21 protein-coding genes and 2 tRNA genes are annotated in these 25,350 nt (G+C 63.9%); 9 read left to right on the top strand and 14 right to left on the bottom strand.

Translation table 11 applies throughout. The features are described 5' to 3' along the window. Positions 1 to 25: 25 nt before the first annotated feature. A complete protein-coding gene (locus Q7514_RS10335; protein WP_169689089.1) occupies positions 26 to 373 on the top strand; it encodes a metal-sensitive transcriptional regulator in 348 nt (115 codons plus the stop codon). Between the two features lie 58 nt (positions 374 to 431). Here Q7514_RS10335 and Q7514_RS10330 read toward each other — a convergent pair. From Q7514_RS10330 to dnaA, 14 genes are all read right to left on the bottom strand, one after another. Next, positions 432 to 504 (bottom strand) — tRNA-Ala (locus Q7514_RS10330). A 137-nt stretch (positions 505 to 641) separates the two neighbouring features. After that, positions 642 to 715: transfer RNA gene (locus Q7514_RS10325), tRNA-Ile, on the bottom strand. Between the two features lie 75 nt (positions 716 to 790). Next, the gene (locus tag Q7514_RS10320; RefSeq protein WP_330133162.1) at positions 791 to 1,945 is read right to left on the bottom strand and encodes a DUF3566 domain-containing protein; all 1,155 of its coding nucleotides are present in this window, start codon (positions 1,943 to 1,945) and stop codon (positions 791 to 793) included. Beyond that, positions 1,946 to 4,450, bottom strand: coding sequence for a DNA gyrase subunit A (gene gyrA, locus Q7514_RS10315; RefSeq protein ID WP_330133161.1), 2,505 nt, complete (start codon positions 4,448 to 4,450; stop codon positions 1,946 to 1,948). Positions 4,451 to 4,582: 132 nt separating this feature from the next. Then, the gene (locus Q7514_RS10310) at positions 4,583 to 5,380 is read right to left on the bottom strand and encodes an MHYT domain-containing protein (RefSeq protein WP_330133160.1); all 798 of its coding nucleotides are present in this window, start codon (positions 5,378 to 5,380) and stop codon (positions 4,583 to 4,585) included. 336 nt (positions 5,381 to 5,716) lie between these two features. Next, entirely contained in the window at positions 5,717 to 6,271 is a 555-nt protein-coding gene (locus Q7514_RS10305; protein ID WP_054715879.1) for a GTP-binding protein, read from the bottom strand. 13 nt (positions 6,272 to 6,284) lie between these two features. Continuing rightward, positions 6,285 to 6,659, bottom strand: coding sequence for a DUF742 domain-containing protein (locus Q7514_RS10300; RefSeq protein ID WP_330133159.1), 375 nt, complete (start codon positions 6,657 to 6,659; stop codon positions 6,285 to 6,287). 13 nt (positions 6,660 to 6,672) lie between these two features. Continuing rightward, on the bottom strand, positions 6,673 to 7,089 hold the full coding sequence (locus Q7514_RS10295; protein WP_132475123.1) for a roadblock/LC7 domain-containing protein: 417 nt from the start codon (positions 7,087 to 7,089) through the stop codon (positions 6,673 to 6,675). After that, complete coding sequence (locus Q7514_RS10290) at positions 7,086 to 10,763, bottom strand: HAMP domain-containing sensor histidine kinase (protein WP_330133158.1); 3,678 nt, start codon at positions 10,761 to 10,763, stop codon at positions 7,086 to 7,088. Before Q7514_RS10290 ends, Q7514_RS10295 begins: the two co-directional genes overlap by 4 nt. A gap of 378 nt (positions 10,764 to 11,141) precedes the next feature. Continuing rightward, positions 11,142 to 13,178, bottom strand: a complete 2,037-nt coding sequence (gyrB, locus tag Q7514_RS10285) for a DNA topoisomerase (ATP-hydrolyzing) subunit B (protein WP_330133545.1) — start codon at positions 13,176 to 13,178, stop codon at positions 11,142 to 11,144. Between the two features lie 212 nt (positions 13,179 to 13,390). Then, entirely contained in the window at positions 13,391 to 13,948 is a 558-nt protein-coding gene (locus Q7514_RS10280) for a DUF721 family protein (RefSeq protein WP_330133157.1), read from the bottom strand. Beyond that, positions 13,941 to 15,173 carry a DNA replication/repair protein RecF gene (gene recF, locus Q7514_RS10275; RefSeq protein ID WP_330133156.1) on the bottom strand — a complete coding sequence of 411 codons (1,233 nt, stop codon included), beginning with the start codon at positions 15,171 to 15,173 and terminating at the stop codon, positions 13,941 to 13,943. Before recF ends, Q7514_RS10280 begins: the two co-directional genes overlap by 8 nt. A gap of 25 nt (positions 15,174 to 15,198) precedes the next feature. Next, positions 15,199 to 16,383, bottom strand: a complete 1,185-nt coding sequence (dnaN, locus tag Q7514_RS10270; protein ID WP_330133155.1) for a DNA polymerase III subunit beta — start codon at positions 16,381 to 16,383, stop codon at positions 15,199 to 15,201. A 542-nt stretch (positions 16,384 to 16,925) separates the two neighbouring features. After that, complete coding sequence (gene dnaA / locus Q7514_RS10265; RefSeq protein ID WP_330133154.1) at positions 16,926 to 18,575, bottom strand: chromosomal replication initiator protein DnaA; 1,650 nt, start codon at positions 18,573 to 18,575, stop codon at positions 16,926 to 16,928. A 472-nt stretch (positions 18,576 to 19,047) separates the two neighbouring features. Here dnaA and rpmH point away from each other — a divergent pair, with 472 nt between their 5' ends. The 8 genes from rpmH (at position 19,048) to Q7514_RS10225 (ending at position 25,322) form a co-directional block, all read left to right on the top strand. Further along, entirely contained in the window at positions 19,048 to 19,191 is a 144-nt protein-coding gene (gene rpmH / locus Q7514_RS10260; protein WP_040744549.1) for a 50S ribosomal protein L34, read from the top strand. A 21-nt stretch (positions 19,192 to 19,212) separates the two neighbouring features. Next, positions 19,213 to 19,590, top strand: a complete 378-nt coding sequence (rnpA, locus tag Q7514_RS10255) for a ribonuclease P protein component (protein WP_330133153.1) — start codon at positions 19,213 to 19,215, stop codon at positions 19,588 to 19,590. Further along, positions 19,587 to 19,877, top strand: coding sequence for a membrane protein insertion efficiency factor YidD (gene yidD, locus Q7514_RS10250; RefSeq protein ID WP_330133152.1), 291 nt, complete (start codon positions 19,587 to 19,589; stop codon positions 19,875 to 19,877). The genes rnpA and yidD overlap by 4 nt, the downstream gene beginning before the upstream one ends. Positions 19,878 to 19,949: 72 nt before the next feature. Next, the gene (gene yidC / locus Q7514_RS10245; protein ID WP_330133151.1) at positions 19,950 to 21,062 is read left to right on the top strand and encodes a membrane protein insertase YidC; all 1,113 of its coding nucleotides are present in this window, start codon (positions 19,950 to 19,952) and stop codon (positions 21,060 to 21,062) included. Positions 21,063 to 21,084: 22 nt separating this feature from the next. Continuing rightward, complete coding sequence (locus tag Q7514_RS10240) at positions 21,085 to 21,627, top strand: Jag family protein (protein WP_330133150.1); 543 nt, start codon at positions 21,085 to 21,087, stop codon at positions 21,625 to 21,627. Between the two features lie 128 nt (positions 21,628 to 21,755). Further along, positions 21,756 to 22,433, top strand: a complete 678-nt coding sequence (gene rsmG / locus Q7514_RS10235) for a 16S rRNA (guanine(527)-N(7))-methyltransferase RsmG (RefSeq protein WP_330133149.1) — start codon at positions 21,756 to 21,758, stop codon at positions 22,431 to 22,433. Between the two features lie 676 nt (positions 22,434 to 23,109). Then, positions 23,110 to 24,084, top strand: a complete 975-nt coding sequence (locus tag Q7514_RS10230; protein WP_330133148.1) for a ParA family protein — start codon at positions 23,110 to 23,112, stop codon at positions 24,082 to 24,084. Then, the gene (locus Q7514_RS10225) at positions 24,081 to 25,322 is read left to right on the top strand and encodes a ParB/RepB/Spo0J family partition protein (protein ID WP_330133147.1); all 1,242 of its coding nucleotides are present in this window, start codon (positions 24,081 to 24,083) and stop codon (positions 25,320 to 25,322) included. Before Q7514_RS10230 ends, Q7514_RS10225 begins: the two co-directional genes overlap by 4 nt. Positions 25,323 to 25,350: the final 28 nt, after the last annotated feature.

Raw genomic sequence — 25,350 nt, 5'->3', positions numbered from 1 at the left:
GACAGCCGGATTCCAGGAGGACACCATGGCCACCCCCACCCCCGCGGCCACACCATCCGATGTTCCCGCGGCCGACTGCCATGAGCACGCGGGACACGGATACATCACCGAGAAGGATGCCTATCTCAAGCGACTCAAACGCATCGAAGGCCAGGCCCGAGGGCTGCAGCGAATGGTCGAAGACGAGAAATACTGTATCGACATCCTCACGCAGGTCTCGGCGATGACCAAGGCTCTGCAGGCCGTCGCGATGGGTCTGCTCGAAGACCACATCAGTCACTGTGTGGTCGACGCCGCGGTCGCCGGCGGACCGGAAGCGGACGCGAAGATCAAGGAAGCGACGGACGCCATCGCCCGGCTGCTGCGCTCCTGATCCGAAACCCAGAACGACTGAAGGGCGCTTCCGAGGAATCGGAAGCGCCCTTCAACTGTGGAGCCTAGGAGATTCGAACTCCTGACATCTGCCTTGCAAAGGCAGCGCTCTACCAACTGAGCTAAGGCCCCGTTTGCCGGATTACCGGCTGGGTACCTCGTGCCACTCATCCTCACTCCGGAGAATCCGGGTGAGTCCGAAGACCACCAGAACTGCCGTTCCCACCGCAATGAGAACCTTCATTCTGCTGCCCTTTCGGCACGGGGAGTGGGCCTAGGAGGACTTGAACCTCCGACCTCTTCGTTATCAGCGAAGCGCTCTAACCGCCTGAGCTATAGGCCCTCGAACCGAGATGGAACACTACCCCACCGACACTCGAAGAACAAAATCGCCTCGATGGGGCAGCGTTCCTGCAGATCAGTCCGGATCCGCCAGGGTGACCTGGACTCCGCCGACGAGGTCGCTGCAGAGGTTGTAGATGAACGCACCGAGCGTCGCAAGGGCGGTCATCAGCACCATGTTGGCGAGGCCGATCACCGTCGCGTAGCCGAACACCTGACCGACAGTGATGAGTCCGTCACTACCCGACTCCGAGACGAGGTCGGTGAAGGCGCTGTTCAACCGATCCCACACGCCCATGCCCGCGAGCACGCCGTACAGCAGGCCCACCGCGATCATCCACACGAAGAACAGCGACAGGGAAATCAGAGCGGACACCTTCAGCATCGACCACGGATCGATGCGGCGCAGCTGCACAGTCGCCCTGAGCGCGGCACCTGCGGTAGGTGCCACGGCCACGGGGCTCGCATGCGGGGTCTCCACCGCGACCGATGCCGCCGGAGTCGGATGCTTGACAGTCGACAGATCCGGCAGGTCCTTCGCCAGGTCCTTGCGCTCGATGTGCCGGGTCGGGCCGTCGATGACCGCAGACTTCGACTTCGCGGCGGCACGGTCGGATCCCTGCGCGCCTCCGGTCATGGATGCGGCGGCTGTACCGGTCACGACGGGGCGTGTCGGCGCGGAGCTGCTCTTCGCGGCAGGTTTACCCGCGGCAGGCTGGGGGCCCGTTGCGGGACGCTGAGCGGCTCCTGACGGACGATTCGCAGCCTTCCCCAGACCAGGTCCGACTCCGGGGAGATTCGTCTGCGGAGTGTTCTGCTGCGGGGTGCTCTGCTGCGCAGCACCCTGCTTGTCGCCGGCCGGTTGTTGCTGTCCACGCTGCCACGGCGGTGTCTGGCCCGACGGGCGCGCCGTCGGGTTCGAACGCTGCACCGGCCGCGTCGCCTGCCCCTCTGCGGGGTCGCCCTTACTCGGGTTCGAAGCAGACTCCGTCGACTCGGCCGCGCTCTGGGCCGGCTGGTTCTTGGAATCTGCCGCAGGCTTCCCTGCAGGCTTCACCGGCTGAGCAACATCCGGCTTCGTGGCATCACCGGAAGGTTTCTCCTGCTCGGGCGCCTTTTTCTCAGCGGCCGGGCCGCTCGGATCGGTCTCCACCTCGCGTCCGTTCCGATCCTCGGGCTTCCGGGCGGATTTTCCCTGGTCGGATCCGTTCGGCCCCTGGGGAGTGCTCACTTACGACTCCTTCGATTCGGATGCGTCGATCTCCTCAGGCTCGTCGGCGTTGCGTGCAATCGCAAGCAACGTGTCGCCGTCGCCCAGGTTCATCAAACGCACACCCTTGGTCTGTCGGCCTGCCTTGCGCACCTGCTTGGCAGCAGTACGAATGACACCGCCGCCTGACGTGATCGCGTACAACTCGTCATCGTCCTCGACGATCAGTGCACCGACCAGGGTGCCACGTCGCTTGTCGTACTGGATGGTCAGAACACCCTTACCGCCGCGACCCTGAACCGGATAGTCCTCCATCGGCGTGCGCTTCGCATAGCCACCGGACGTCGCAACCAGCAGGTACGTACCCTCCTTCACCACGTTCAGCGACAGCAACTTGTCCTCGCCGTTGAACCGCATGCCCTGGACCCCGGACGTCGCGCGCCCCATCGGCCGCAACGCCTCGTCGGTCGCCGAGAAACGGATGGACTGACCCAGCTCCGACACGAGCAGCAGGTCGTCGTCGGAGGAACACAGCACGGCGCCGACCAGCTCGTCCTCGTCACGCAGGTTGATCGCGACGATGCCGCCCGACCGGTTGGAATCGAAGTCCGACAGACGCGACTTCTTCACCAGGCCGTTACGGGTGGCGAGCACAAGGTAGGGCGCGTCCTCGTACGTCTTGAGCCGGATGACGCCCTGGATCCGCTCGTCCGGCTGGAACGCCAGCAGGTTCGCGACGTGCTGGCCACGAGCCGTGCGGTTCGCTTCGGGAAGCTCGTACGCCTTCGCGCGGTAGACGCGGCCCTTCGTCGTGAAGAACAGCAGCCAGTCGTGCGTCGACGTCACGAAGAAGTGCTTGACGATGTCGTCCTGCTTGAGGTCGGCACCCTTGACGCCCTTGCCACCACGCTTCTGCGACCGGTACAGGTCGGTGCGGGTCCGCTTGGCGTAGCCGGTCTCGGTGATCGTGACCACCACATCCTCGCGGGCGATCAGATCCTCGTCGGTCACGTCGCCGTCGGCGGGAACGATGCGCGTGCGACGCTCATCGCCGTACTTCTCGACGATCTCCTTCAGTTCGTCGCGGACGATCATGCGCTGCCGCTCGGGTTTGGCGAGGATGTCCTTGTAGTCTTCGATCTCGCGTTCGATCTCGGCGAGGTCGTCGACGATCTTCTGGCGCTCCAGGGCCGCGAGCCGACGCAACTGCATCGCCAGGATGGCGTCCGCCTGGATCTCGTCGACGTCGAGCAACTCCATGAGACCTGCGCGGGCGATGTCCACGGTCTGCGACGCGCGGATCAACCTGATGACCTCGTCGAGGGCGTCGAGAGCCTTGACCAGACCGCGCAGGATATGGGCCCGTTCTTCTGCCTTGCGCAGAAGGTACCGCGTCCGGCGGACGATGACCTCGATCTGGTGAGTGACGTACAGCCGGATCATCTGGTCGAGGCGCAGCGTGCGCGGCACTCCGTCGACGATCGACAGCATGTTGCACCCGAAGCTCGTCTGCAGCTGCGTGTGCTTGTAGAGGTTGTTCAGCACGACCTTGGCGACAGCGTCGCGACGGACCGTGACGACGATGCGCATGCCGATGCGGTCGGACGACTCGTCGTGGATATCGGAGATGCCCGCGATCTTCGCGTCGCGCACCTGCTCCGCGATCGACGTGATCAAGTTGTCCGGGTTGACCATGTACGGCAACTCGGTGATGACGATGAACGACCGACCCTTGGAGTCCTCTTCGATCTCCACGACGCCGCGCATCTTCACCGAACCACGCCCGGTCGTGTAGGCATCGTGGATGCCCTGCGAGCCGGTGATCAGCCCTGAGGTCGGGAAATCTGGGCCCTTGATGCGCTCCATGACCGCCGCGAGCGTGGCTTCCTCGTCGGCCTCGAAGTTCTCGAGCGCCCAGTAGACCGCCTCGGCAACCTCATTGAGATTGTGCGGCGGAATGTTGGTGGCCATACCGACCGCGATACCGCCCGAACCATTGATCAACAGGTTGGGGATACGGCTGGGGAGAACCGTCGGTTCCTGGGTACGACCGTCGTAGTTCGGCTGGAAATCGACCGTTTCGTGGTCGATTTCCCGCAGCATCTCCATGGCGAGCGGAGTCAACCGGCACTCGGTGTACCGCATGGCAGCAGCACCGTCGTTTCCGCGGGAACCGAAGTTTCCCTGCCCGTCGACGAGCGGGTACCGCATCGACCACGGCTGGGCGAGACGCACCAGTGTGTCGTAGATCGAAGAGTCGCCGTGCGGGTGGTAGTTGCCCATCGTCTCTGCGACCGCACGCGCAGACTTCACATAGCCGCGCTCGGGGCGGAAACCGTTGTCGAACATCGCGTACAGCACGCGTCGGTGCACGGGCTTCAGACCGTCACGCACATCGGGGAGGGCTCGACCCACGATCACGCTCATCGCGTAATCGATGTAACTGTTCTGCATCTCCTGTTGGATGTCGACGGGCTCGATGCGGTCGTGCCCCGCACCCTCCGGCGGCAACGTGGTGTCGGTCATGAGCTCCTTCTTCTACTCGGCTCGAACGTCCGATCCGAGCTGGGGCCCGACGAACGTCTCGCAACCACCCGAGTCTATAGGTGCAGGTCAGCTACTGCCGCGAAGGACAGGCACTTTCCCCGAACCGGTGTCCTAGCGAACATCGTCGATCCAGTCTGCGATCTCGTACTCGTGCTGGAGATCCTGGTCGCTCGGCGCCGCCATCAACAGCACCACCGTGATCGCAAGTGCGATGACGCCGACCACGAAGCCCGGGAACAGCAACGCCACCGCGGTCATCCCCTCGGGCAACTGCGCCAACGGATCCAGGGCGACGGAAATGCCCGCCATACCCGTGTAATGCAGCGCGACGACCGCGCATCCCATCAGCGCAGCGGCGGGGACGCGCACCGCGCGCCGATCGACCTCGAGGCTGAACCACAGAGCGGTGAAGGCGGCCACGATTCCGATCGCGAACGAAGCGAGTACATGGGGCAGCGCCTGATCGAGCGTTCCCGAGACACGAATCGCGGCAGTCCCGCTGTAATGCATCGCGCCCACACCGAGACCCATGATCACACCGCCGACAGGCAGCCTCACCTCATCGGGCACCCACTGCATCCAGGGTTCGTCGGCATCGACGACGGAGAGGCCGAACCAGGTGGCACCCACCGCGAGCACAACCGACAGGGACGTCGGCAAGAGGTCGAAACGGACGATGGCACCCGGAATATCGGACCCGATCATGCCGATGAAGTGCATCAGCCAGACACCGATCCCGCCGATTGCGACGCTCCCCAGCGCGGTCCAGCGTCGCTTCTCCCGCCGCACAGTGGCCTGCCTCGCGCGGCGCGCGCAAGTCAAGCCGATGTAGCACCCCACGATCGAGGTGAGCCAAGCCAGAAAGAAGACCCACATCCCCATGGAGAAGTGGTGAAGTTCGTGCGACATACGGTCCCCCCGGAGCACCAGCACGCCCCATCGTGTGACGTGGATCGAATTGTCGGCAAGACCCCCGTTGCCGACGAACCACTATGTCACGAACATCGAAATCTCCTGAACGAGAAGCCCCTTCAAGAGACCGAACCGACGCCGCTACCGGCAGTGTGACCTACCGATCAGCGGTCGCGGCGCGGCAGTGATCGACCATCACACACGGACTCCGTCGGTTGACGCAGTGCGCGCGGTGCGCGCACTCGCCACTCCGACGAACGCCCCGTTTGCCGAGGTGATGGGAGCCCAGACCGACACCGATTCCCCATGGTGAACGGCTACGGGCCCGATCTCTTACTGGGCCACCGGCTGATGCAACTTCCGAAGTGCGTATTCGGTGACGGTGACAAGTGCCTGTTTCGCCGATTCACGCGAGCGAGCATCGATCGATACGATCGGCACCTCGGGAGAAATGGCCATGGCCTGCCGGATGTCTTCGAGCGGGTACCGCGGTGCATCGTCGAACTCGTTGATCGCGACGATGAACGGAAGATTGCGCGCTTCGAAGAAATCGACAGCGGCAAAGCTCTCGTCCAGTCGCCGGGTATCGATCAGCACGATCGCACCGATGGCACCTCGGATGAGGTCGTCCCACATGAACCAGAACCGATGCTGCCCCGGCGTGCCGAAGAGGTAGAGCACGAGATCCTCGGCCAAACTGATTCGGCCGAAGTCCATGGCCACGGTCGTCGTCGACTTCTGCGGCGTTGCCGCCAGGTTGTCGACGCCATCGCTGGCGTTCGTGACAAGCGCTTCCGTGCGGAGGGGAACGATCTCCGACACGGCCCCCACCAGCGTGGTCTTGCCGACACCGAATCCGCCGGCGATCACGATCTTGGTCGAGGTCACGCGCTTCGTAGCGTTAGAGTTCGCGAAGTCCACTGAGGACCCTTTCAATCAGCTCACGACGCTCCGCGTCGCTCGAATCGTCTTTCAGCGTGGCCAGGATCTGTACATGCCCGGCTTCGACGAGGTCGGCGACGAGCACGCGTGCAACTCCGAGCGGCACACCCACCCTCGCCGCAATCTCGGCGACCGACGGGGACTCCTTGCACAGTTCCAAGATCGTGGCGTTGATGTTGTCCAGATCCCGGGCCTGGCTGTCGGTCCCCGGAATTGCCTGGATCAATGCTTCCAACGCCAATTCGACCGCAGGACTGGTGCGTCCCGAAGTCAGCGAGTACGGCCGGACCAGACTCGGCTGGTCCGGCACCGACTCAGGCTTGCGCGGTTCCATGGCCACCTCGACGTCAGGACCTCTGGCCGACCCGAGGCGTCGCCTCGACCGACGCACCCACGCGGTCGACCAGGAGTGCCATCTCGTAGCCGACCTGTCCGATATCGCATTCCGAAGCAGTGAGCGCAGCGAGATGTGAACCGTCACCGACGCTCATGAGCAGCAGATAACCATGCTGCATCTCGACGACGGACTGCAACACTCCGCCACCGTCGAACAACTGCGAAACCCCGTTGGAGAGGCTCGCGAGTCCGGAGGTCACCGCAGCGAGCTGCTCGGCACGGTCGACCGGAAGATGTGCGCTGGCAGCCATGAGGAGGCCGTCGGCCGACACGAGCACCGCATGCGAGACACCGGGGACTTCGCGCGCAAAGTTGGAAACCAACCAGTCCAATGGACGAGCTACATCGGATCCATGATCAATGTTCATCGAACTCCCTGTTCATTGTTCTCGCGATTACTTGTCGTCGCCGAAGCACGCCCATTGCGGACTCCCTGCTGGTGGCGACTGAGATTGGCCCGGATGGATTCCGGGTCACGACGTCGGAGTGCGCGCTGTTCTGCGGTCACAGGTTGGCGCACGGCACCCGGGACGAGACGTTCGCCCGGCGCCCGGCGGGGAAGACCGGAGGTGGTGTGTTCCTCCACCGGGACTTCCGCTGCACGCTGCGCGGCCTGCCATCCGGAGTCGGCAGCCGAATGCCACTCGCGCTTCCGCCGATCCTCGGGCAGGTTCGTCGGATCGACGAGCCAGTCCGACATCATGTCGGAGAAGATCGGGTTGCCGGCTGCGGAGTGCGGCTTCAGCGAACCCACATCAGGACGGGGCTGGAAGAACGACGCGGTCTTCGCGGAGTTCGTGCGGTAGCGATGCCGCGCTGCATTCTGCGCATCGGATTTCTCCGACACCGAACCACCGTCGGCGATACTTGCCGGCCGGGCCGCGGATTGCGGGATCCGCGGCGAAGAACCCGGTTGCCGACGCGGCAGACCGAAGGCCCCACCACGGCGATTCTCGCTACTGGGCGGTGGACCAGCCTGAAGTGGTGCCACTCCCGGTGTTGCACCGGGCTGACGCTGCGGCAGACCGGACAAGGTGGCCTGTGCCGGTTGCGCATGCGGTTCGCTCCGGGTCGGCTGTGCAGCACGACCGCTCGGCTCTGCCTGCCCACCCTGGTTCTGCGGCGGCAGCCCCGGCGTGGAACCGGGCTGACGCTGCGGCAGGCCCGGCGTAGATCCGGGGTTGCGCTGCGGCAGACCCGACTCGGGCGCATCCGCATCCTGAGGCGGCCTCACTGCCCGCACTGGAACGCCAGGGGTTGCACCCGGACGACGCTGGGGCAGACCGGGGCCCGAAGCGGCCGGCCGGCCCTGATCGGAAGGGCGGTTCTCCGGTGCGGGGTCCTGTATGGGCTGACGCTGCGGCAGACCCGAGTGACGAGTCGGTGGGGTCGCCAGAGCGTGAGCTGCGTGGAGCGACGATTCTCCGTTCCGCTCATCCTGGTTCTGAGCTTCCTGAACCGGGGCCTCGTGACGCGGCGATTCCTGCTCCGGTGCCCCGAACTTCGTCGACGCGCCCTGCGCCGGCTGGTCCTGGTGCCCGCGCTCGAAGTTCTCGCGACGCCCGTTCTCTGCATTCGGATCCACAGCTGTGCGGTTGGCACGCGACGGAAGTGCCGAGGCCAATGCTGCCGCGGCATCGGGCTGGATCCGGCGGGGAGCCTGCTGTCCGTCCGGCTGAGGCAGACCCTCGGTCGAGCCGGGGCTACGCTGCGGCAATCCTGGGGTCGAACCCGGCTGACGCTGGGGCAGACCGGGCGTAGAGCCCGGCTGACGCTGAGGCAGACCTGTCGGCATCTGCTCGCGCGACGGCTGCTGTCGAGGCTGAGCGATCGGAGCAGAATGGGCGATCGGAGCAGAATGGGCGGCCGGAGCAGAATGGAACGCCTGCGGCTGAAGCTGCGGCTGTTCCCTGTACACCGGCTCGGATTGCTGTTCCCGATAGATCGGCTCCGACTGCTGGAACCCTGCAGTGGCAGTATCCGGACGACGGATCTCCGTGAGCTGGTCGTCGACGCGGGATTCCTGACGCGAGTCGGCCCGCACCGGCAGGTACTCCGGAATCGGCTGCGAGTGCTCGAGGTCCGTCTCCTTGCCCGCGCTCGCGGGCAGCGCAAGTTCCTGTTGCTGGGCGACGGAAATCTCCTCCGCCTCACCATCGACGACGACGGGACCCGGCTGGGACAGCGCCAGCGGCGACATGAGCAGAACGTCCGGTATATGGACGCTTGCGGTGATACCGGGATTACGCGCAGTGTCGAACGTCGGCCGCAGACGCACGGTGAGCCCATGCCGATCTGCAAGACGTGAGGTCACGAACAGACCCATATGACGAGCCGTGTCCGGACCCACCTCGCCACCCTGGCGGAGACGGTCGTTGATCAACTCGAGTTCGTCGGACGGGATACCGATCCCGCGGTCGGCGATTTCGACCAGCAGGCCACCATCTACGGCACGCGCGAAACTGAACGTGACGGTGCTGTCCGGTGGAGAAGCACGCAGCGCGTTGTCGACCAGCTCCGCGAGCAGGTGGACGATGTCCGTCGCGACAGCACCGCTGAGCGCACCGTCGGGAGTGGAACCGATTTCGACTCGCTGGTAATCCTCGACCTCCGACATCGCTGCACGCAGGATGTCGCCGAGCTGCACCGGAGCAGACTCGCCGCGGCGCATGCGCGTACCGGAGAGAATCAGGAGGTTGTCGCCGTTACGGCGCATACGGGCTGCAAGGTGATCGAGCTTGAACAAGCTCTCGAGACGGGACGGATCCTTCTCTTCGTACTCGAGTCGCTCGATGAGCCCGAGCTGTTGCTCGACGAGCGATTTGCTTCGACGTGCGAGCGTCTCGAACATGTCGCTGATCTGCAAGCGGAGGTGGGCCTGCTCGCCGGCGAGGCGCAGCGCCTGTCCGTGCATGTCGTCGACGGCCCGGGCGAGCTGACCGATCTCTTCGGTCGTGTGCACCGGAACGCGGGTGAACTCGATGTCCTCGATGCTGTCGCCGACCTTGATCCGGTCGATGGCTTCGGGGAGTTCCTGACGCGCAACCTTGAGAGTGCCGTACCGCAGGCGACGGATCGGGCCGACAAGCGACCGCGACACGAGCAACGCGAGGACGAGGGCGACGAGCAGCGCCGCGAGCACGAATGCGGTGTCTCGAAGTGCAGCGGAACGAGTTTCCGACGCGCGGTCGATCACCGTCGTACTGATCGCCTGCGAAGCCTCGTTGATGATATTGGAATAGACGTCGACACTGTGGAGCATCGATGCGCGCAGGTCCATCAGCGGGAGCGGACCCTCGCCTGCAGCTTCCACCATCGCGGTGCGCTGTTCGATACCGCTGCGCAGGTCGGCGATCTGCGAGTCGGCAAGAGGGTACGAGCGAGCAAGGAGATCGAGCATCGCAAGCTCGCCACCCGACGCGGTGACGAGCGCCGTGCCTGGAGTCTCCGGGTTCTCGAGGATCTCGATCATGCCGAGGACCTGACCGAACAGGTAACGCTGCGAGTACCACGCGTTGATCAGGCGAGTCCCGTGGTCGAGAACCTCCGGGTCGTCGATCTGGTCGAGAATCGCCTCGACGATTCGGTTGAGGCTGTCGCGGACCTCGTTGTAGACCGTGGCGATCTGTGCAACCGGCACGGGCCCGGACTGCATCTGCCCGTAGAGGGTCTCTGCGGCGGCGATCGTCTGGGTGAGGTCGGAGGTGATAGCGGGATCGAACTCGGAGTTCTCGGCGAGCGGCTTGATCTTCTCGAACGATGCACGGAGGACCTCGAGGTCTTCCGGTGTCGCCGTGCCGGACGCATTGATAGCGGTCGAGGTTGCGAATGCGGTCGAGAAGTCGACGATGTCGGGCACAGCCACGACCTGATCTGCAGCGGACGAAAAATGGATCGCGTTGCTGAGTTCCGCTTGGACGCGAAGCCCGCCGAGGACCATCGCCACTACTACAGGAACGGCGAGCACAGCGGTGACCTTCCTGCGAAGACCCCACCCCTCGATGTTCCACCACCGCTGCCGGCGCGGTGACTCGTCACTCATGGATTACAGCTCTCCTTCCAACCCGTTCGCGCCGGGCGACGAGCATTCACGACCAACCCACTCGACCGGTGAGCATGATTTTCGCTGGAATGCAGTCGAACGAGACGTTTCTGGGTGAGGGCACCATATCGGGACATACAGGGGATATGGAAGACGGGTTTCCACATACGCCCGATGATTCCCTTCATGGCCCTGTTCGGCGGCCACGCATACGGATGGCCGTAAGGAGTGTACTCACGAGTAACCGCCTAATGTAAGCGGCATTTGTCCAAAATGAGAGTATCAATAGGGCCTGCGACATGACATATCACACATCGCAGGCCCTACCGAGACGACACGCCGGAGATGGAGAAGACACCCCGTCACACATCTCGAAGATCAGACGTCGAGGAAGCGCACATCCTTCGCATTGCGCGTGATGAAGCTCCGTCGAGCCTCGACATCCTCACCCATGAGCACGCTGAACAACTCATCGGCCGCAGCGGCATCGTCGAGGGTGACCTGACGCAGGATGCGCACGCTCGGATCCATCGTGGTCTCCCACAACTCCTTGGCGTTCATCTCACCGAGGCCCTTGTAACGCTGGATGCCGTCGTCCTTGTTGATCTTCTTGCCTGCTGCAAGGCCGGCCTCGAGAAGCCCATCGCGCTCACGGTCCGAGTAGGCGAACTCGGCCTCTGCACGCTGCCACTTGAGCTTGTACAGCGGCGGCTGTGCCAGGTACACGTGACCGTGCTCGACGAGTGGACGCATGAAACGGAACAGCAGCGTGAGCAGCAGCGTCGCGATGTGCTGTCCGTCGACGTCGGCGTCGGCCATCAGCACGATCTTGTGGTAGCGCAGCTTGGCGATGTCGAACTCTTCGTGGATACCTGTGCCGAATGCCGTGATGATCGACTGGACTTCGGCGTTCTTCAGCACGCGGTCGATCCGTGCCTTCTCGACATTGATGATCTTTCCGCGCAGCGGGAGGATCGCCTGGTACATCGAGTCGCGGCCCGACTTCGCCGAACCACCGGCGGAGTCGCCCTCCACGATGTAGATCTCGCACTTGCTCGGGTCCTTCGACCGGCAGTCCGCGAGCTTGCCCGGCAGGCCGCCGATGTCGGTAGCACTCTTTCTGCGCACCAACTCGCGCGCCTTGCGCGCTGCGACACGGGCCTGCGCCGACGACACGGCCTTGGTCACGATCGTCTTCGCGTCGGCCGGATTGGCCTCGAGCCAGTGCGAGATGTGCTCGTTGCACGCCTTCTGCACGAACGACTTGACCTCGGTGTTGCCGAGCTTCGTCTTCGTCTGCCCCTCGAACTGCGGCTCGGCGACCTTCACCGAGATGATCGCGGCCAGACCCTCGCGGATGTCGTCACCGGTGAGGTTCGGATCCTTGTCCTTGAGGAGCTTCTTCTCTTTCGCATACCGGTTGACCACGCTCGTGAGCGCCGCACGGAAACCTTCCTCGTGCGTGCCGCCCTCGTGGGTGTTGATGGTGTTGGCGAAGGTGTGGACGGACTCCGAGTAACCCGAGTTCCACTGCATCGCGAGCTCGAGCTCGTGACCGGTGCCCTTGGCGGTGAACCCCACCACCGAGTTGTGGATCGGCGTCTTGGTGCGGTTGATGTGACGGACGTAGTCCTCGAGACCACCCGGGTAGTGGTAGACACGAGTCTTGATCTTGTGCACCGGCGGTTCGGAGGCCTCGGCAGCCTCGTCCTCGGCAGTCTTCGGCGCTTCGGCAGTATCCGCGACGATCTCGTCGGTGACCTCTTCGGGGAGAACCCGCTCGTCGGTGAGGGTGATGGTCAGACCCTTGTTGAGGAAGGCCATCTCCTGCAGGCGCCGCGCTACGGTCTCGAAGTTGTACTGCGTGGTTTCGAAGATGTCGTCGTCGGCGAAGAACCGCACCGTCGTTCCGGTGCGCTTGGTTGCCTCGCCCTTGACCAGCTCACCTGGCTTTGAGTTCGTATAGGTCTGTTCCCAGTGGTGGCCGTCGACATCGATCTCCACCTCGAGCTTGGTGGACAGGGCGTTGACGACCGAAATACCGACACCGTGCAGGCCGCCGGACACCGCATACGCGTCGGAGTCGAACTTGCCGCCTGCGTGGAGCTGAGTGAGCACGACCTCGACCGTGGGAACACCCGACGCGTGCATACCGACCGGGATGCCACGGCCGTCGTCGACGACCTCGACCCCACCGTTCTCGAGCAGGGTCACCTCCACCTTGGTGGCGTACCCCGCCATCGCCTCGTCGACCGAGTTGTCGACGACCTCCCAGATGAGGTGGTGAAGACCACGCTCTCCCGTAGAGCCGATGTACATACCAGGACGCTTACGAACCGCCTCGAGGCCCTCGAGGACGGTGATGGAAGACGCACCGTAGTCACTTTTGTTCTTGTTCGACTTCTCGGCAGCCACGGGTGGGTAGCTCTCCTTTTCCGCCTCGGCCTCGCACACATGCGCGCGGCGCATTCCTGTCCATTCTACTTGGCCTGAGCCCATATGCCCCCGGCGACACAGAGCGCGGTTGCCGCACCGCTGACGTCCCCGCAGTCGGCTCGGCGCGGACCGGCGAAAGTGAATTCCTACATCGCCGGATTTCGACGCTCGAACGGGGATCGGGCCCGGGTCTAGCCGTAGGTGTCGCGTGGGCCACGACCGCGGATGTGTCGTTCACCCTTACGCCAGCTCGGCGCGGTGGGACCGGTGATCCGCAGTTCCTTGACCACACCGTGCCCCACGGACGCCGCGACCTTCGCAAGAATCTGCGATTGGATCATCCGCAGCTGTGTTGCCCATGCGGTGGACTCCGCGGAGACATGCAGGATCCCATCGCGAAGAGTCGTGGGCTGCGCATGTGAAGCGATGTCTTCGCCCACGACCCGCGCCCAACTGCCCAGTACCGTGCCTTCCGACACATGTGCGGACCAGCCACGCTGCTTCGCGATCGCACCGGTCAACGCGCCCAGCCGCTGAGGATCACGGTCGTCGGGTCCGGGTCCCGACCATCCCCTCCTCCGGCGACGTGGCCGCACCCGGCCACTCGAGGCGCGCCCCTGGCCGACCGATTTACCGCTGGCCTTCGCCGCAGCTCGAGCTTCCTCGAGCGCACGACGCGCCAGGTCCACTCCGCGAAGCTCCGGTTCCGCTCCGTTGTCCTTCGAGCCGGCGGTGTCATCGTCAGTCATCGGATACCTCCTCGACCGATTCTCCTCGCACTGCCGGGCCCAGCACAGAGATACGGCCACGCTCGGTCTCCTCGGCGTGCACCGGGAACCGCGCACCCGTCAGCTCGGAAGGCACGTCCTCGGGTACCGCCGCGGTGATGAGGACCTGCTCCGCGGTCGCCGCGACCGACGCGAGCGCCGCTCGGCGACGACGGTCCAACTCGGCGAACACGTCGTCGAGCATGAGCACCGGATCCGTACCGTCGGACCGGAGCAGAGCGAACGCACCGAGTCGCAGCGACAGAGCAAACGACCAGGATTCCCCGTGGCTCGCGTACCCTTTCGCGGGCTGATCACCGAGGATCAATTCGAGGTCGTCGCGATGGGGCCCGACCAGGCACACGCCCCGTTCGATTTCCTTGGAACGCATCTCCGAGAGCCTCTGCAGGAACGCGGCCTCGATCAGTTCGCGGTCGTCGTGTTGTGGTGCCCGCGAGGGATCGGCGAATTCTGCCGGAAGCGCATCGCCGAGACTGCTCCGATAGCACAGGACCGCCGGGCGCGATTCCGGTGCGATGGACCGGTAGGACTCGACCGCATGAGGCTCGAGGTCGTGCAGGAGTGCGATCCGCGCGGCCAGCAACTCCGATCCGTGTGCCGCGAGATGTCCGTCCCACACTTCGAGTGTCGCCAGCGCACCCGCACCATCACTCGAGCGTGCGCCCCGGCGCAATGCCCCGCCGGCCGTTTTGAGCAACGCCGAGCGCTGACGCAGAACCTTGTCATAGTCCGCGCGCACACCCCCGAGGCGGGGGAAACGGGTGGTCAGCAGTTCGTCGAGGAACCGCCGACGATCCCCGGGGTCGCCTCGGACGAGCGAGAGATCCTCGGGCGCGAACAACACCGTCCGGAGGATCCCGGCGATCTCCCTCGGTCGCCTGGCGGGCGACTGGTTGATCCGCGCCCGATTGACCTTTCCCTCGTTGATCTCGATGTCGATTCCGAGTTCACGGCCGCCGTTGACGACCACCGCACCGACGAACGCTCGTGCGGTCCCAGCGCGAAGGAGAGGAGAATCGGACGACACGCGATGCGACGACAGACCCGACAGGTATCCGAGCGCCTCGATGAGGTTGGTCTTGCCGTGTCCGTTGGGCCCGACGAAAACCGTTGGGCCCGGCGTCAAATCGGCCGACGCGGATTCCCATGACCGGAAATCGCGCAGCGCGAAGGTGCGAACGTACACGGTCCGTCCACTTTCTGCTCGCCGGTCAGCCCGGCAGGCGCACCGGCATCAAGAGGTAGGTGTAGGCGCTGTCGGGTGCAGCGAACGTGCCGGACTCGTCCGGCACCGGCTCCTCGTCGGTAGCCGGCCGCAGCACGGCCGGACGGCTGGAGGTGGTGAACCCGAACGACACCTTGTCGGTGTGCAGCGACGTCAGACCGTCGAGCAGGTATCCCGGATTGAAGGCGATGACCATCGGTTCGCCGTGGAACTCGGCCGGATGTGATTCTTCGGCGCGTCCCGCGTCGTCGCCGCCGGCCGAGAGCAGCACGCTGCCCTCGCTGAACTCGAGTCGGACCTGAGCTCCGCGTTCGGCGACGAGAGCGACACGCTTGATCGCCTCGATCAGCGGTGCGATCTCGACCGTGGCCATCGCGGTGTGCTCATTGGGGAGCAGCTGACGGAACTTGGGGAATTCGGCGTCGAGGAGACGTGTGGTGGTGCGACGCCCGTCCGCGACGATGCCGAGCAGGCCGTCGGCACCGACCGACGAGCCACTGCCGAGTGCGAGCTGCACCACCGGACTAGATGCTCCACCAACAGTTTTCGCTGCTTCGGAGAGAGTCTTGGCCGGTACCAGCACAGCCGAGCTGGTGCTGTCGCCGGTGGGCATCCACTCGAGCTTGCGCACTGCGAGCCGGAAACGGTCGGTGGCGGCGAGCACCATGTCGGTGCCCTCGATCTCGACACGGATGCCGGTGAGCATCGGAAGGGTGTCGTCCTTGCCGGCGGCGACCGCAACCTGGCCGATGGCCTCGGCGAACAGATCGCCGGACAGCGCACCCGTCTGCTGCGGAAGCTCGGGGAGCTGCGGGTAGTCCTCGACCGGCATCGTCGGCAGGGAGAACTTCGCGCTTCCGCAGGTGATGAGTACGCGGGTGCCATCGAGGACGACATCCACAGGCTTGTTGGGGAGTGAGCGGGTGATGTCGGCGAGCAGCTTGCCCGATACGAGCACCTTGCCCGGGGTGATCACTTCTGCCGGGACGTGCACCTGCGCCGAGACCTCGTAGTCGAAGCCCGAGACGGTCAGGCCTTGCTCATCGGCTCCGAGCAGGACTCCACCGAGCACCGGAACCGGTGGGCGCGACGGGAGGCTCCGTGCCACCCATGCGACAGAGTCGGCGAAGTCCTCGCGAGCAACACGAAACTTCATGGTTCCAAGCTCCATCGCCCCGGGGGATCCTCTCTCGATCGTGGTCATCGACAAGTCTTACGAGTCTGACACACGGTCCCGACTCCACTGCTCGGCGTCGGGGATGCGGCTCCACGGTAGGCGCTCGAGCCCTGCTTGGAAAGCCGGACGTGTTGTGACGACGCGACTCTCGAGGGCCTGTGGACTCGAGGGATCCACACACCTGTTTTGAAAGAGTATTTCTGAGAAGAATTCACAGAAGTAGTAATAGGTCCTGTGGAATCTGTGGACGAACAACCGTCTAGGCTGGTGACGCGGCCTTCTCGAGCGGTCCGACTCGAGGATGGACTCGAGGAATTCTCGAGGATGAATGTGGACTCCTCGAGACTGTTCTAGTTCTGTCCACCGTTCGTCCACAGAGATTCCACGTTCTGCACACCGTTGTCCACAAGTGTGAGTGTGCCTTCTTTCTCGAGATCCGGGACGAAATCGATGGGTTACCCACAGTCTGTGGACAGAAAAATCGGGAGCGTCGTGTCGACGCTCCCGATTCGTGAGTGGTCCTGCAGGGTGCCTCGCTACCGCTTCGAGCGCTGCTTGATGCGGGCCGTGAGCTCCTGCACCTGGTCGTAGATCTTGCGCCGTTCGGCCATTTCCTTGCGAATCTTCTTGTCCGCGTACATGACTGTTGTGTGGTCGCGTCCGAATGTCTGGCCTATCTTCGGCAGCGACAGGTCGGTGAGCTCACGGCACAGATACATGGCGATCTGCCTGGCCTGGGCCAATGGGCGTGCCTTGCCCGGTCCGCACAGGTCGTCGATCGAGATTCCGAAGTACTCGGCACACACCGCCATGATCGTCGAGGCGTTGATCTCGAGTGCCGTCGAATCGGGCATCAGGTCGCGCAGCACCACCTCGGCGAGGGTCAGGTCGAGGGGCTGCCTGTTGAGGGAGGCGAACGCCGTGACCCGGATGAGTGCACCCTCGAGTTCGCGGATGTTCCGTTCGATCCGGCTGGCGATGAGCTCGAGCACATCGTGGGGCACGTTGAGCCCATCCATCCGCGCCTTCTTGCTGAGGATCGCGATGCGCGTCTCGAGTTCGGGCGGCTGGACGTCGGTGATCAGGCCCCACTCGAACCGGGTTCGCAGCCGTTCCTCGAGCGTGGCCAGCTGCTTGGGCGGACGGTCCGAGGAGACGACGATCTGCTTGTTCGCATTGTGGAGAGTGTTGAAGGTGTGGAAGAACTCCTCCTGGATGCCTTCCTTGCCTTCGATGAACTGGATGTCGTCGACGAGGAGGATGTCCGTCTCGCGGTACCGACGTTTGAACGCGACCTTGCGGTCGTCGCGCAGGCTGTTGATGAAATCGTTCGTGAACTCTTCCGTCGAGACGTACTTCACCCTCATCCCGGGGAAGAGTCGCTGTGCATAATGCCCCGCGGCGTGCAGGAGATGTGTCTTGCCTAGGCCGGACGCACCCCAGATGAAGAGGGGGTTGTAGGCGCGGGCCGGCGCTTCTGCAATCGCCACGGCGGCAGCGTGTGCAAAGCGGTTCGACGCACCGATGACGAAGGTGTCGAACGTGTACTTCGCGTTGAGGCTGCTGCTACCGATCGCCGGCGCTTCAGGCGGCGGCGGCTGTGTGAAGTACGACGGCCAGGACTCGCGCACCGCGGTGAGGGCCTCGTGGTCGTCGTCGACCTCGTCGACATCCCCGTGATCGGGTTCGAGAGGCTCGTGGTCGTATCCGGGTCCGAAACGGCGATGGTAGGGACCCCTGATGTCTCCGGGAGTCATTGCGTCGCGGGGCGTGCGCCGTTCCCTCGGTTCTGTCTCGCGACGTGCGGTTTCGCGGTGTTTGGCCTCACGCGAGGTGGGTTCTGTCGGAAGCCCCTCGAGAGGCAGTGTGTCGCGGGGTTCGGCGTAGGGATCCTCGGCGGGGTCGTCGATTCGTTCGCGGGGTTCGACGCGGACGCCGAGCCCTTCCACTCCCTGCCCGAGATTGCGGTTGAGTACCCGAAGGATGGGCTCGCGCAGATCACGCTCGATCGATTGCTGCGCCAGGGTGGACGGCACCGAGAGCAGTGCGAATCCCTGGGCCAAGGTGATGGGTTTGACGAGGTTGAGCCATGCTTTCTGGCTCTTCGACAATCCACCGTTGTCCACGGTGAGCTCGGAAACGACGTCCGCCCACACATCGGCAAGCGCGTTAGGCTCGTCGTTCACGAAGCTTCCTCCCACAGAGTCGACCGGATTTCCACATGATTATCCACAGGTGTGGACAACCAGGGGAAATCACCCGGTCGGGCTGGGGATGAATGCTCGAGTTGTGTGCAGAGCGCAACCGCATATGTCATCGGCGAATACCGGCTGCGGTGGCCACTCGTGTATCCAGCGTGGCACACGATGGCCGGGTGGCAGCGAACCCCCTCGACGCCATGTGAGGAAGCGTACCGCACAGTGACCGCAGTCACGTGGAATCTCGGGGAGGATCGGTGAAATTCGGATCGGCGTGTCGGGTTGCGCGATCCACGCCATCGCGGTTTGATTTCGCGCCCGGACCCGAGTAGCCTCGAACAGTCACTCGTACTGCAGTGGCTGGTCCGCGCTGTGTCACAGCGCGCGGGTCATGCGAAATTCCGTACACGTTGGACCAATGGCGCCTCCTGGTGCCGCAGATTATCGAGGAGTGTTGACCGTGGCCAAGGGCAAGCGGACGTTCCAGCCGAACAACCGACGCCGCGCGCGCGTTCACGGCTTCCGTCTCCGGATGCGGACCCGTGCGGGCCGCGCCATCGTGACAGCGCGTCGCCGCAAGGGCCGCGCTTCCCTCACCGCCTGATCCCGTTACCGGGAGCTCGGGGTGTTACCTGAGCCGTATCGATTGCGGCGCCGTTCGGACTTCTCCGAAGCCGTGCGTCGTGGTCGTCGTCAGGGGCGCCGAGATCTGGTTGTCCACGCTTTGCAGCGGGAGCAGCCGGTTTTCGTGGTGAGTGGTGTCGACGGTCCTCGTTTCGGACTCGTCGTGAGCAAGGCTGTCGGGCCGGCGGTGATTCGACATCGAGTCGCGCGCCGGCTTCGTCATATCTGCGTCGAGCTCGTCGAGTCGATTCCTGAAGGCACCGATGTGGTGTTGCGTGCGCTGCCGGGAGCAGCCACCGCCGAATCCCGCGATCTCGAACGGCAGGTCCGCTCCGGATTGACGCGGCTCGGGGTTCTCGAGAGCGAGGAGCGGCAGTGAACTCACCCGGGTGGAGTGTTGCGCTGCGGTCTGTCCGCACCGCGCCGGCTCGGGCATTGATCTTCTGTATCGAGCTCTATCGCGTCTACGTGTCGCCTACTCGGATGCCGACCTGCCGATTCTTTCCGACGTGCAGCGAATATGCCGTAGATGCGCTTCGGACGCGGGGTGTCGTCGTGGGTTCGGTTCTGACGGCTGTGAGACTGCTCAAATGTGGACCCTGGCACCCTGGTGGTTGGGATCCGGTGCCGGAGCGCCGACACCGACATTCTCCAGCGGGTACCTGAGCGGCGACTTCAAGACCTGAGACCGACGCCGCTGCGTGGCGATCATGGACGACCAGAGGAGTACCTAGAGCCGTGCTCGACTTCATCTACTATCCCGTGTCCTGGATCCTCTGGGTCTGGCACAAAGCCTTCTCGTTTGTGTTGGCGCCCGACAGTGGTCTGACGTGGACACTGTCCGTGGTGTTCCTCGTCTTCACACTCCGAGCCATCCTGTACAAGCCGTTCGTGAAGCAGGTGCGCACGACGCGTCAGATGCAGGAACTGCAGCCGCAGATCAAGGCGCTGCAGAAGAAGTACTCGAACGATCGTCAGCGGCAAGCAACCGAGATGCAGAAGCTGCAGAAGGAACACGGCTTCAACCCGCTGATGGGTTGCCTGCCGATGTTGCTGCAGGTACCGGTGTTCATCGGTCTCTTCCACGTGCTTCGCTCGTTCAACCGGACGGGGACAGGGTTCGGTCAGCTCGGCCTGACACCCGAAGAGAACGCGCAGCTCGGCAACTACGCTTTCAGCCCGGACGACGTCCAGTCGTTCCTCAGCGCCCGTATCTTCAATGCGCCGATCTCGTCGTGGATCACCCAGCCGATGGAATCGCTTCAGGCCTTCACCGTCGACGGTGGTGCCCTGCCGTCGCGGTTGGATATCGCGGTTGTGGCCATCCCGCTCATGGTGATCGCGGGTATCGCCACGCACTTCAACTCGCGTGCATCGGTGGCCCGGCAGAGCGCACAGGCCGCGGCTGCTCCCCAGGCCGCAATCATGAACAAACTCGCGCTGTATGTGTTCCCACTCGGCGTGATGGTCGGCGGCCCGTTCCTTCCCATCGCGATTCTCCTCTACTGGGTGAGCAACAACGTCTGGACCTATGGTCAGCAGCACCTCGTCTTCCGCAAGATCGATCATGAGGAAGAAGAGAAGCGTCAGGCGGCACTCGCACGCCGGAACGAGAACGCACCCAAGCCGGGGGCACGCCCGACCAAGAACAAGAAGAAGGGCGGCGCCGCAGCTGCTGCAGGCGCTGATGCCGAACCTGCGTCCGAGGATTCCTCGAATGATGACACCACGGCACAGGCCGGAGACGTGTCGCTGAAGAAGCCGGATGCACAGGGCACCGGGAAGGCTTCCGGCCCGAGCACACCGAAGCCCGGCAGTCGTCCCAAGAACTCCAAGCGCAAGCGGCGCTGACCGAAGTAGAAGAGAGCTGAATATGGCCAGTGACCTGGACAAGGCACAGGAGGACCTCGAGGTGATTACCGAGCCGCGAGATGCAGAACTCGACGCGGACGATGACGATGATCTGATCGAAGAGGGCGAGATCGCCGGCGACTACCTCGAACAGTTGCTGGACGTACTCGACTTCGATGGCGACATCGACCTGGATGTCGAGGGTGACCGTGCGGTGGTCAGCATCGATGGTGGCAAGGATTTGTCCAAGCTGGTTGGGCGGAGCGGCGAGGTTCTGGACGCGCTCCAGGAACTCACTCGACTGGCAGTCCAGCAGGCCACCGGTGAACGTAGCAAGCTGATGCTCGATGTTGCCGGCTGGCGCGCGGGTAAGCGCTCCGAACTGAGTGCTCTCGGAACGTCGGCAGCGAAGCGGGTTCTCGAGTCGGGTGAGCGCGAGGAGCTGACTCCCATGACGCCGTTCGAGCGCAAGATCGTGCACGACGCCGTTGCCCAGATCGACGGCGTGTCCAGCGAGAGTGAAGGCGCTGAGCCCAATCGGCGAGTCGTCATCATCCGAGACTGATCAGCAGCTGATCGAAGAGGAGCCCGGGCCGGCCCGGGCTCCTCTTTTTCATCGATAGGCTTGTTCAGCGGTAGGCGCCACGGGTTGGTTGGACCACCGTTTGTTGCACTACCCGTCTACGGGAGAGGATGTTTCACGTGGAACACGACGAGTCCGACCTTCTCGCAGTTGCTCACCGTGTCTTCGGCAACCGATTCGACCTCGCGCAGCGCTACCATGAGTCGTTGTCGACGGACGGCGTCGAACGCGGACTCATCGGGCCGCGCGAGGTACCGCGGTTGTGGGAGCGACACATCCTCAACTGCGCTGTGCTCGGTGAGTTGATCGAAGAGGACGAGAGTGTTGTCGATGTCGGAAGTGGCGCAGGCCTTCCGGGGATCCCGCTTGCCATCGCCCGCCCCGATCTTCGAGTGACACTTGTCGAGCCGTTGCTGCGTCGTTCGGTGTATCTCGCGGAGTTCGTCGAGACACACGAACTGGGGAACGTGCTCGTGGTGCGCGGCCGCGCCGAGCAGCCCGGTGTGGTTCAGGAAGCGGGCGGCGCGGACGTAGTGACGTCGCGGGCGGTGGCTCCGCTCGCCAAACTCGCCAAGTGGTCGTTGCCGCTGATTCATGAGGGTGGGAGAATGCTCGCACTCAAGGGAAATTCCGCGGCCGAAGAAATCGATCGCGATCGTGACGAGCTTGCAAAGCTCGGCGCAGGAAACCTCGAGGTACTCGAGTGCGGTGCCGATCTCCTCGAGGTTGCAACACTCGTGGTGAAGGCAGAGCGGATTGCGAAGCCGCAGCGACGCCGCAAGCGATGAGCCGTTTCACGTGAAACGTGCGACCGGGCCCCTCCCCTCCCCCGCTGGAGCGGAGGGGTTTTCTTGGCTCTCGAGTCGGAGAGGAATCCCGGATATCGAATTCGGTGGTACTCGAGTCCGAATTCGAAGAATATCGGCCTTGCGGGAGGGTGATGAGATACCCGAGGCAGTTTCGTCACAGTGACAGTTGTTGCGCCCGCTTCTTGCCGAGTTCCTGTGATTCAATGAAATGCGTTGCCGAGTAGCCAAATTCGAACAAGATATTCTCAAATTTATTGCATTGCAATAAGTTTCATCCAGCGGGACCGTCGAATGGCAACGAAGGTTGGAACCCTCCTCCCGACCCGGGCCTCGCGGGGTGATGTTTCACGTGAAACGAAGGGTGCGCCGTAGCCCTCCCCGACGTTTCACGTGAAACAATCGGGTCCACGTTTCACGTGAAACGTGGACCCGATGAGGTGTCGACGGTACCTCCGAGAATTCTTTTGACATACTTGATCGCGAGCGGAGAAGTGGATACGCGAAGCGTGTCAGGGACGCACGTTCATGGATCCCAGCTCGAGCATCACCCTTGCGAGTCCACGTCTTCGTCTGCAAACCGCCGCGCACAGTGAGTATCGGACGCGTGAAGGATGTAGCGTGCGAACCGAGCGGGTCTACGTTTAAGGAGCGTTCTATGTCGGGTGGATCTGAATCCGCTGTTTCACGTGAAACCGAGGCCGTCAACGACGACGATTTCTTCCCGGTCCCCGTCGACAGCTTCCCGTCGATGGATACTCCGATCGGTGCGGCCGCTCATCGCGCGAGTCAGGTTCTGCACCCCAGCGAGGCGAATGCGCTCCCCAAGCCACGCGAACGTCGCGTCCTCACCATTGCGAACCAGAAGGGCGGAGTCGGTAAGACCACTACCGCCGTCAACCTCGCTGCTGCCCTCGCAGTCCAAGGACTCACCGTCCTCGTCATCGATCTCGATCCCCAAGGCAACGCGAGTACGGCATTGGGAGTGCCGCACCACTCGGGAATCGCGTCGAGTTACGAGATCCTGCTGGGTGAGGTGACTGCCGCAGAGGCGGTGCAGCAGAGCCCGCACAGTGAACGACTCTTCTGCATCCCGGCGACGATCGATCTGGCAGGTGCCGAGATCGAACTCGTCTCGATGGTGGCCCGCGAGAACAGGCTCCGAAATGCGGTCACCAAGGAAGCCCTGGGCGACCGCGAGTACGACTACATCATCATCGACTGCCCGCCGTCGCTGGGACTGCTCACGGTGAACGCGCTCGTAGCTGCGAAAGAAGTCCTCATTCCCATCCAGTGCGAGTACTACGCACTCGAGGGTGTCGGCCAGCTTCTCCGCAATATCGAGCTCGTTCAGTCGCACCTCAACCCTGCGCTGCATGTGTCGACCGTTCTACTGACGATGTACGACGGACGGACCAAGCTCGCCGATCAGGTCGCGGCAGAGGTCCGTCAGCACTTCGGCGACGCAGTCCTTCGATCGGTGATCCCACGCAGCGTGAAGGTCTCCGAGGCTCCCGGGTACGGGACGACGGTTCTCGACTACGATCCAGGTTCGCGCGGTGCAATGAGTTATCTCGACGCAGGGCGTGAATTGGCGGCACGTGGGCTTCAGGACAATCAGGGGAACCGATGAGTGCGACACGTAAGGGTGGACTCGGGCGAGGTTTGGCGGCATTGATCCCGACGGGCCCGCCTGTCGAGACACCCGACGACGCTGCAGCGGCTACGGGTGCTGCAACCAAGACGGACACTTCGACGCAGCCCGACGCCGAGGGGGGCGCTGCGCCCGCTGCCGCGAAGAAGCCGCCACTGATCAAGACGACGCTCACGCGGCGGCCGGGCGGAACCTCCGGCATGAAGATCTCGCCGTCGGGTCTCGGGACCGCAGCGGCCGATGTGATCATCGGAGACGGCAAGCCGGCCCCGTACGGAAGTGCAGACTCGGACACTCCTGGCTCGACCGGCCCAGAATCGACCACCTCGGGTCCGGAATCGAATCCGTCGGAGGAGTCGGACACGACCGAACCCCTCCCCTCCCCCACCGGGGCGGTGTACCTCGAGATCCCGATCGACCGCATCGAGCGGAATCCGAAGCAGCCGAGGCAGGTCTTCGACGAAGAGGCACTGGGTGAGCTCGTGCACTCGATTCGCGAGTTCGGGCTCATGCAGCCGATCGTCGTACGTCGGATCGACGACGATCGGTTCCAGCTCATCATGGGCGAGCGGCGTTGGCGTGCCGCTCAGCAGGCCGAGCTGCCGACAATCGCCGCGATCGTCCGCGACACCGAGGACCACGCGCTCCTCCGCGACGCGCTCCTCGAGAACATTCACCGTGTACAACTGAACCCGCTCGAAGAAGCTGCCGCGTATCAGCAGTTGCTCGAGGAGTTCGAAGTCACTCACGAGGAACTCGCCGCACGTATCGGTCGCTCGCGTCCGGTGGTCACGAACATGATCCGGCTCCTCAAACTGCCGATCGCCGTCCAGCGTCGTGTCGCGGCGGGTGTGCTCTCCGCCGGCCATGCTCGTGCGCTGCTCTCCCTCGAAGCCGGAGCGGACGCCCAAGAGGTGCTTGCGGCTCGAATCGTGGCGGAAGGCATGTCGGTACGTGCCACCGAAGAAGCCGTCGTCCTCGCGAATCGTTCCGGCGCACCCGATGTAGCGGCTCCCGCGCGGCGGAAGCCGATTCGGATGCCGGGCTTGCAGGACGTCGCCGAACGCCTGTCGTCGTCGTTCGACACCCGCGTCACCGTCAGCCTCGGCAAGAGGAAAGGCAAGATCGTGGTGGAGTTCGGCTCGGTCGACGACCTCGAGCGCATCGTGACTCTCATGGAATCGCAGAAGTCGGGCACCCAGCAGAACCCCTCTTGACTCCCCACCGGAGCAGGACGACTGTCTA

Origin of the sequence: Rhodococcus artemisiae (assembly GCF_036327795.1) — a bacterium.
Classification (GTDB): Bacteria; Actinomycetota; Actinomycetes; order Mycobacteriales; family Mycobacteriaceae; genus Rhodococcus; species Rhodococcus artemisiae.
This window is presented reverse-complemented; position numbering and strand designations above follow the sequence as displayed.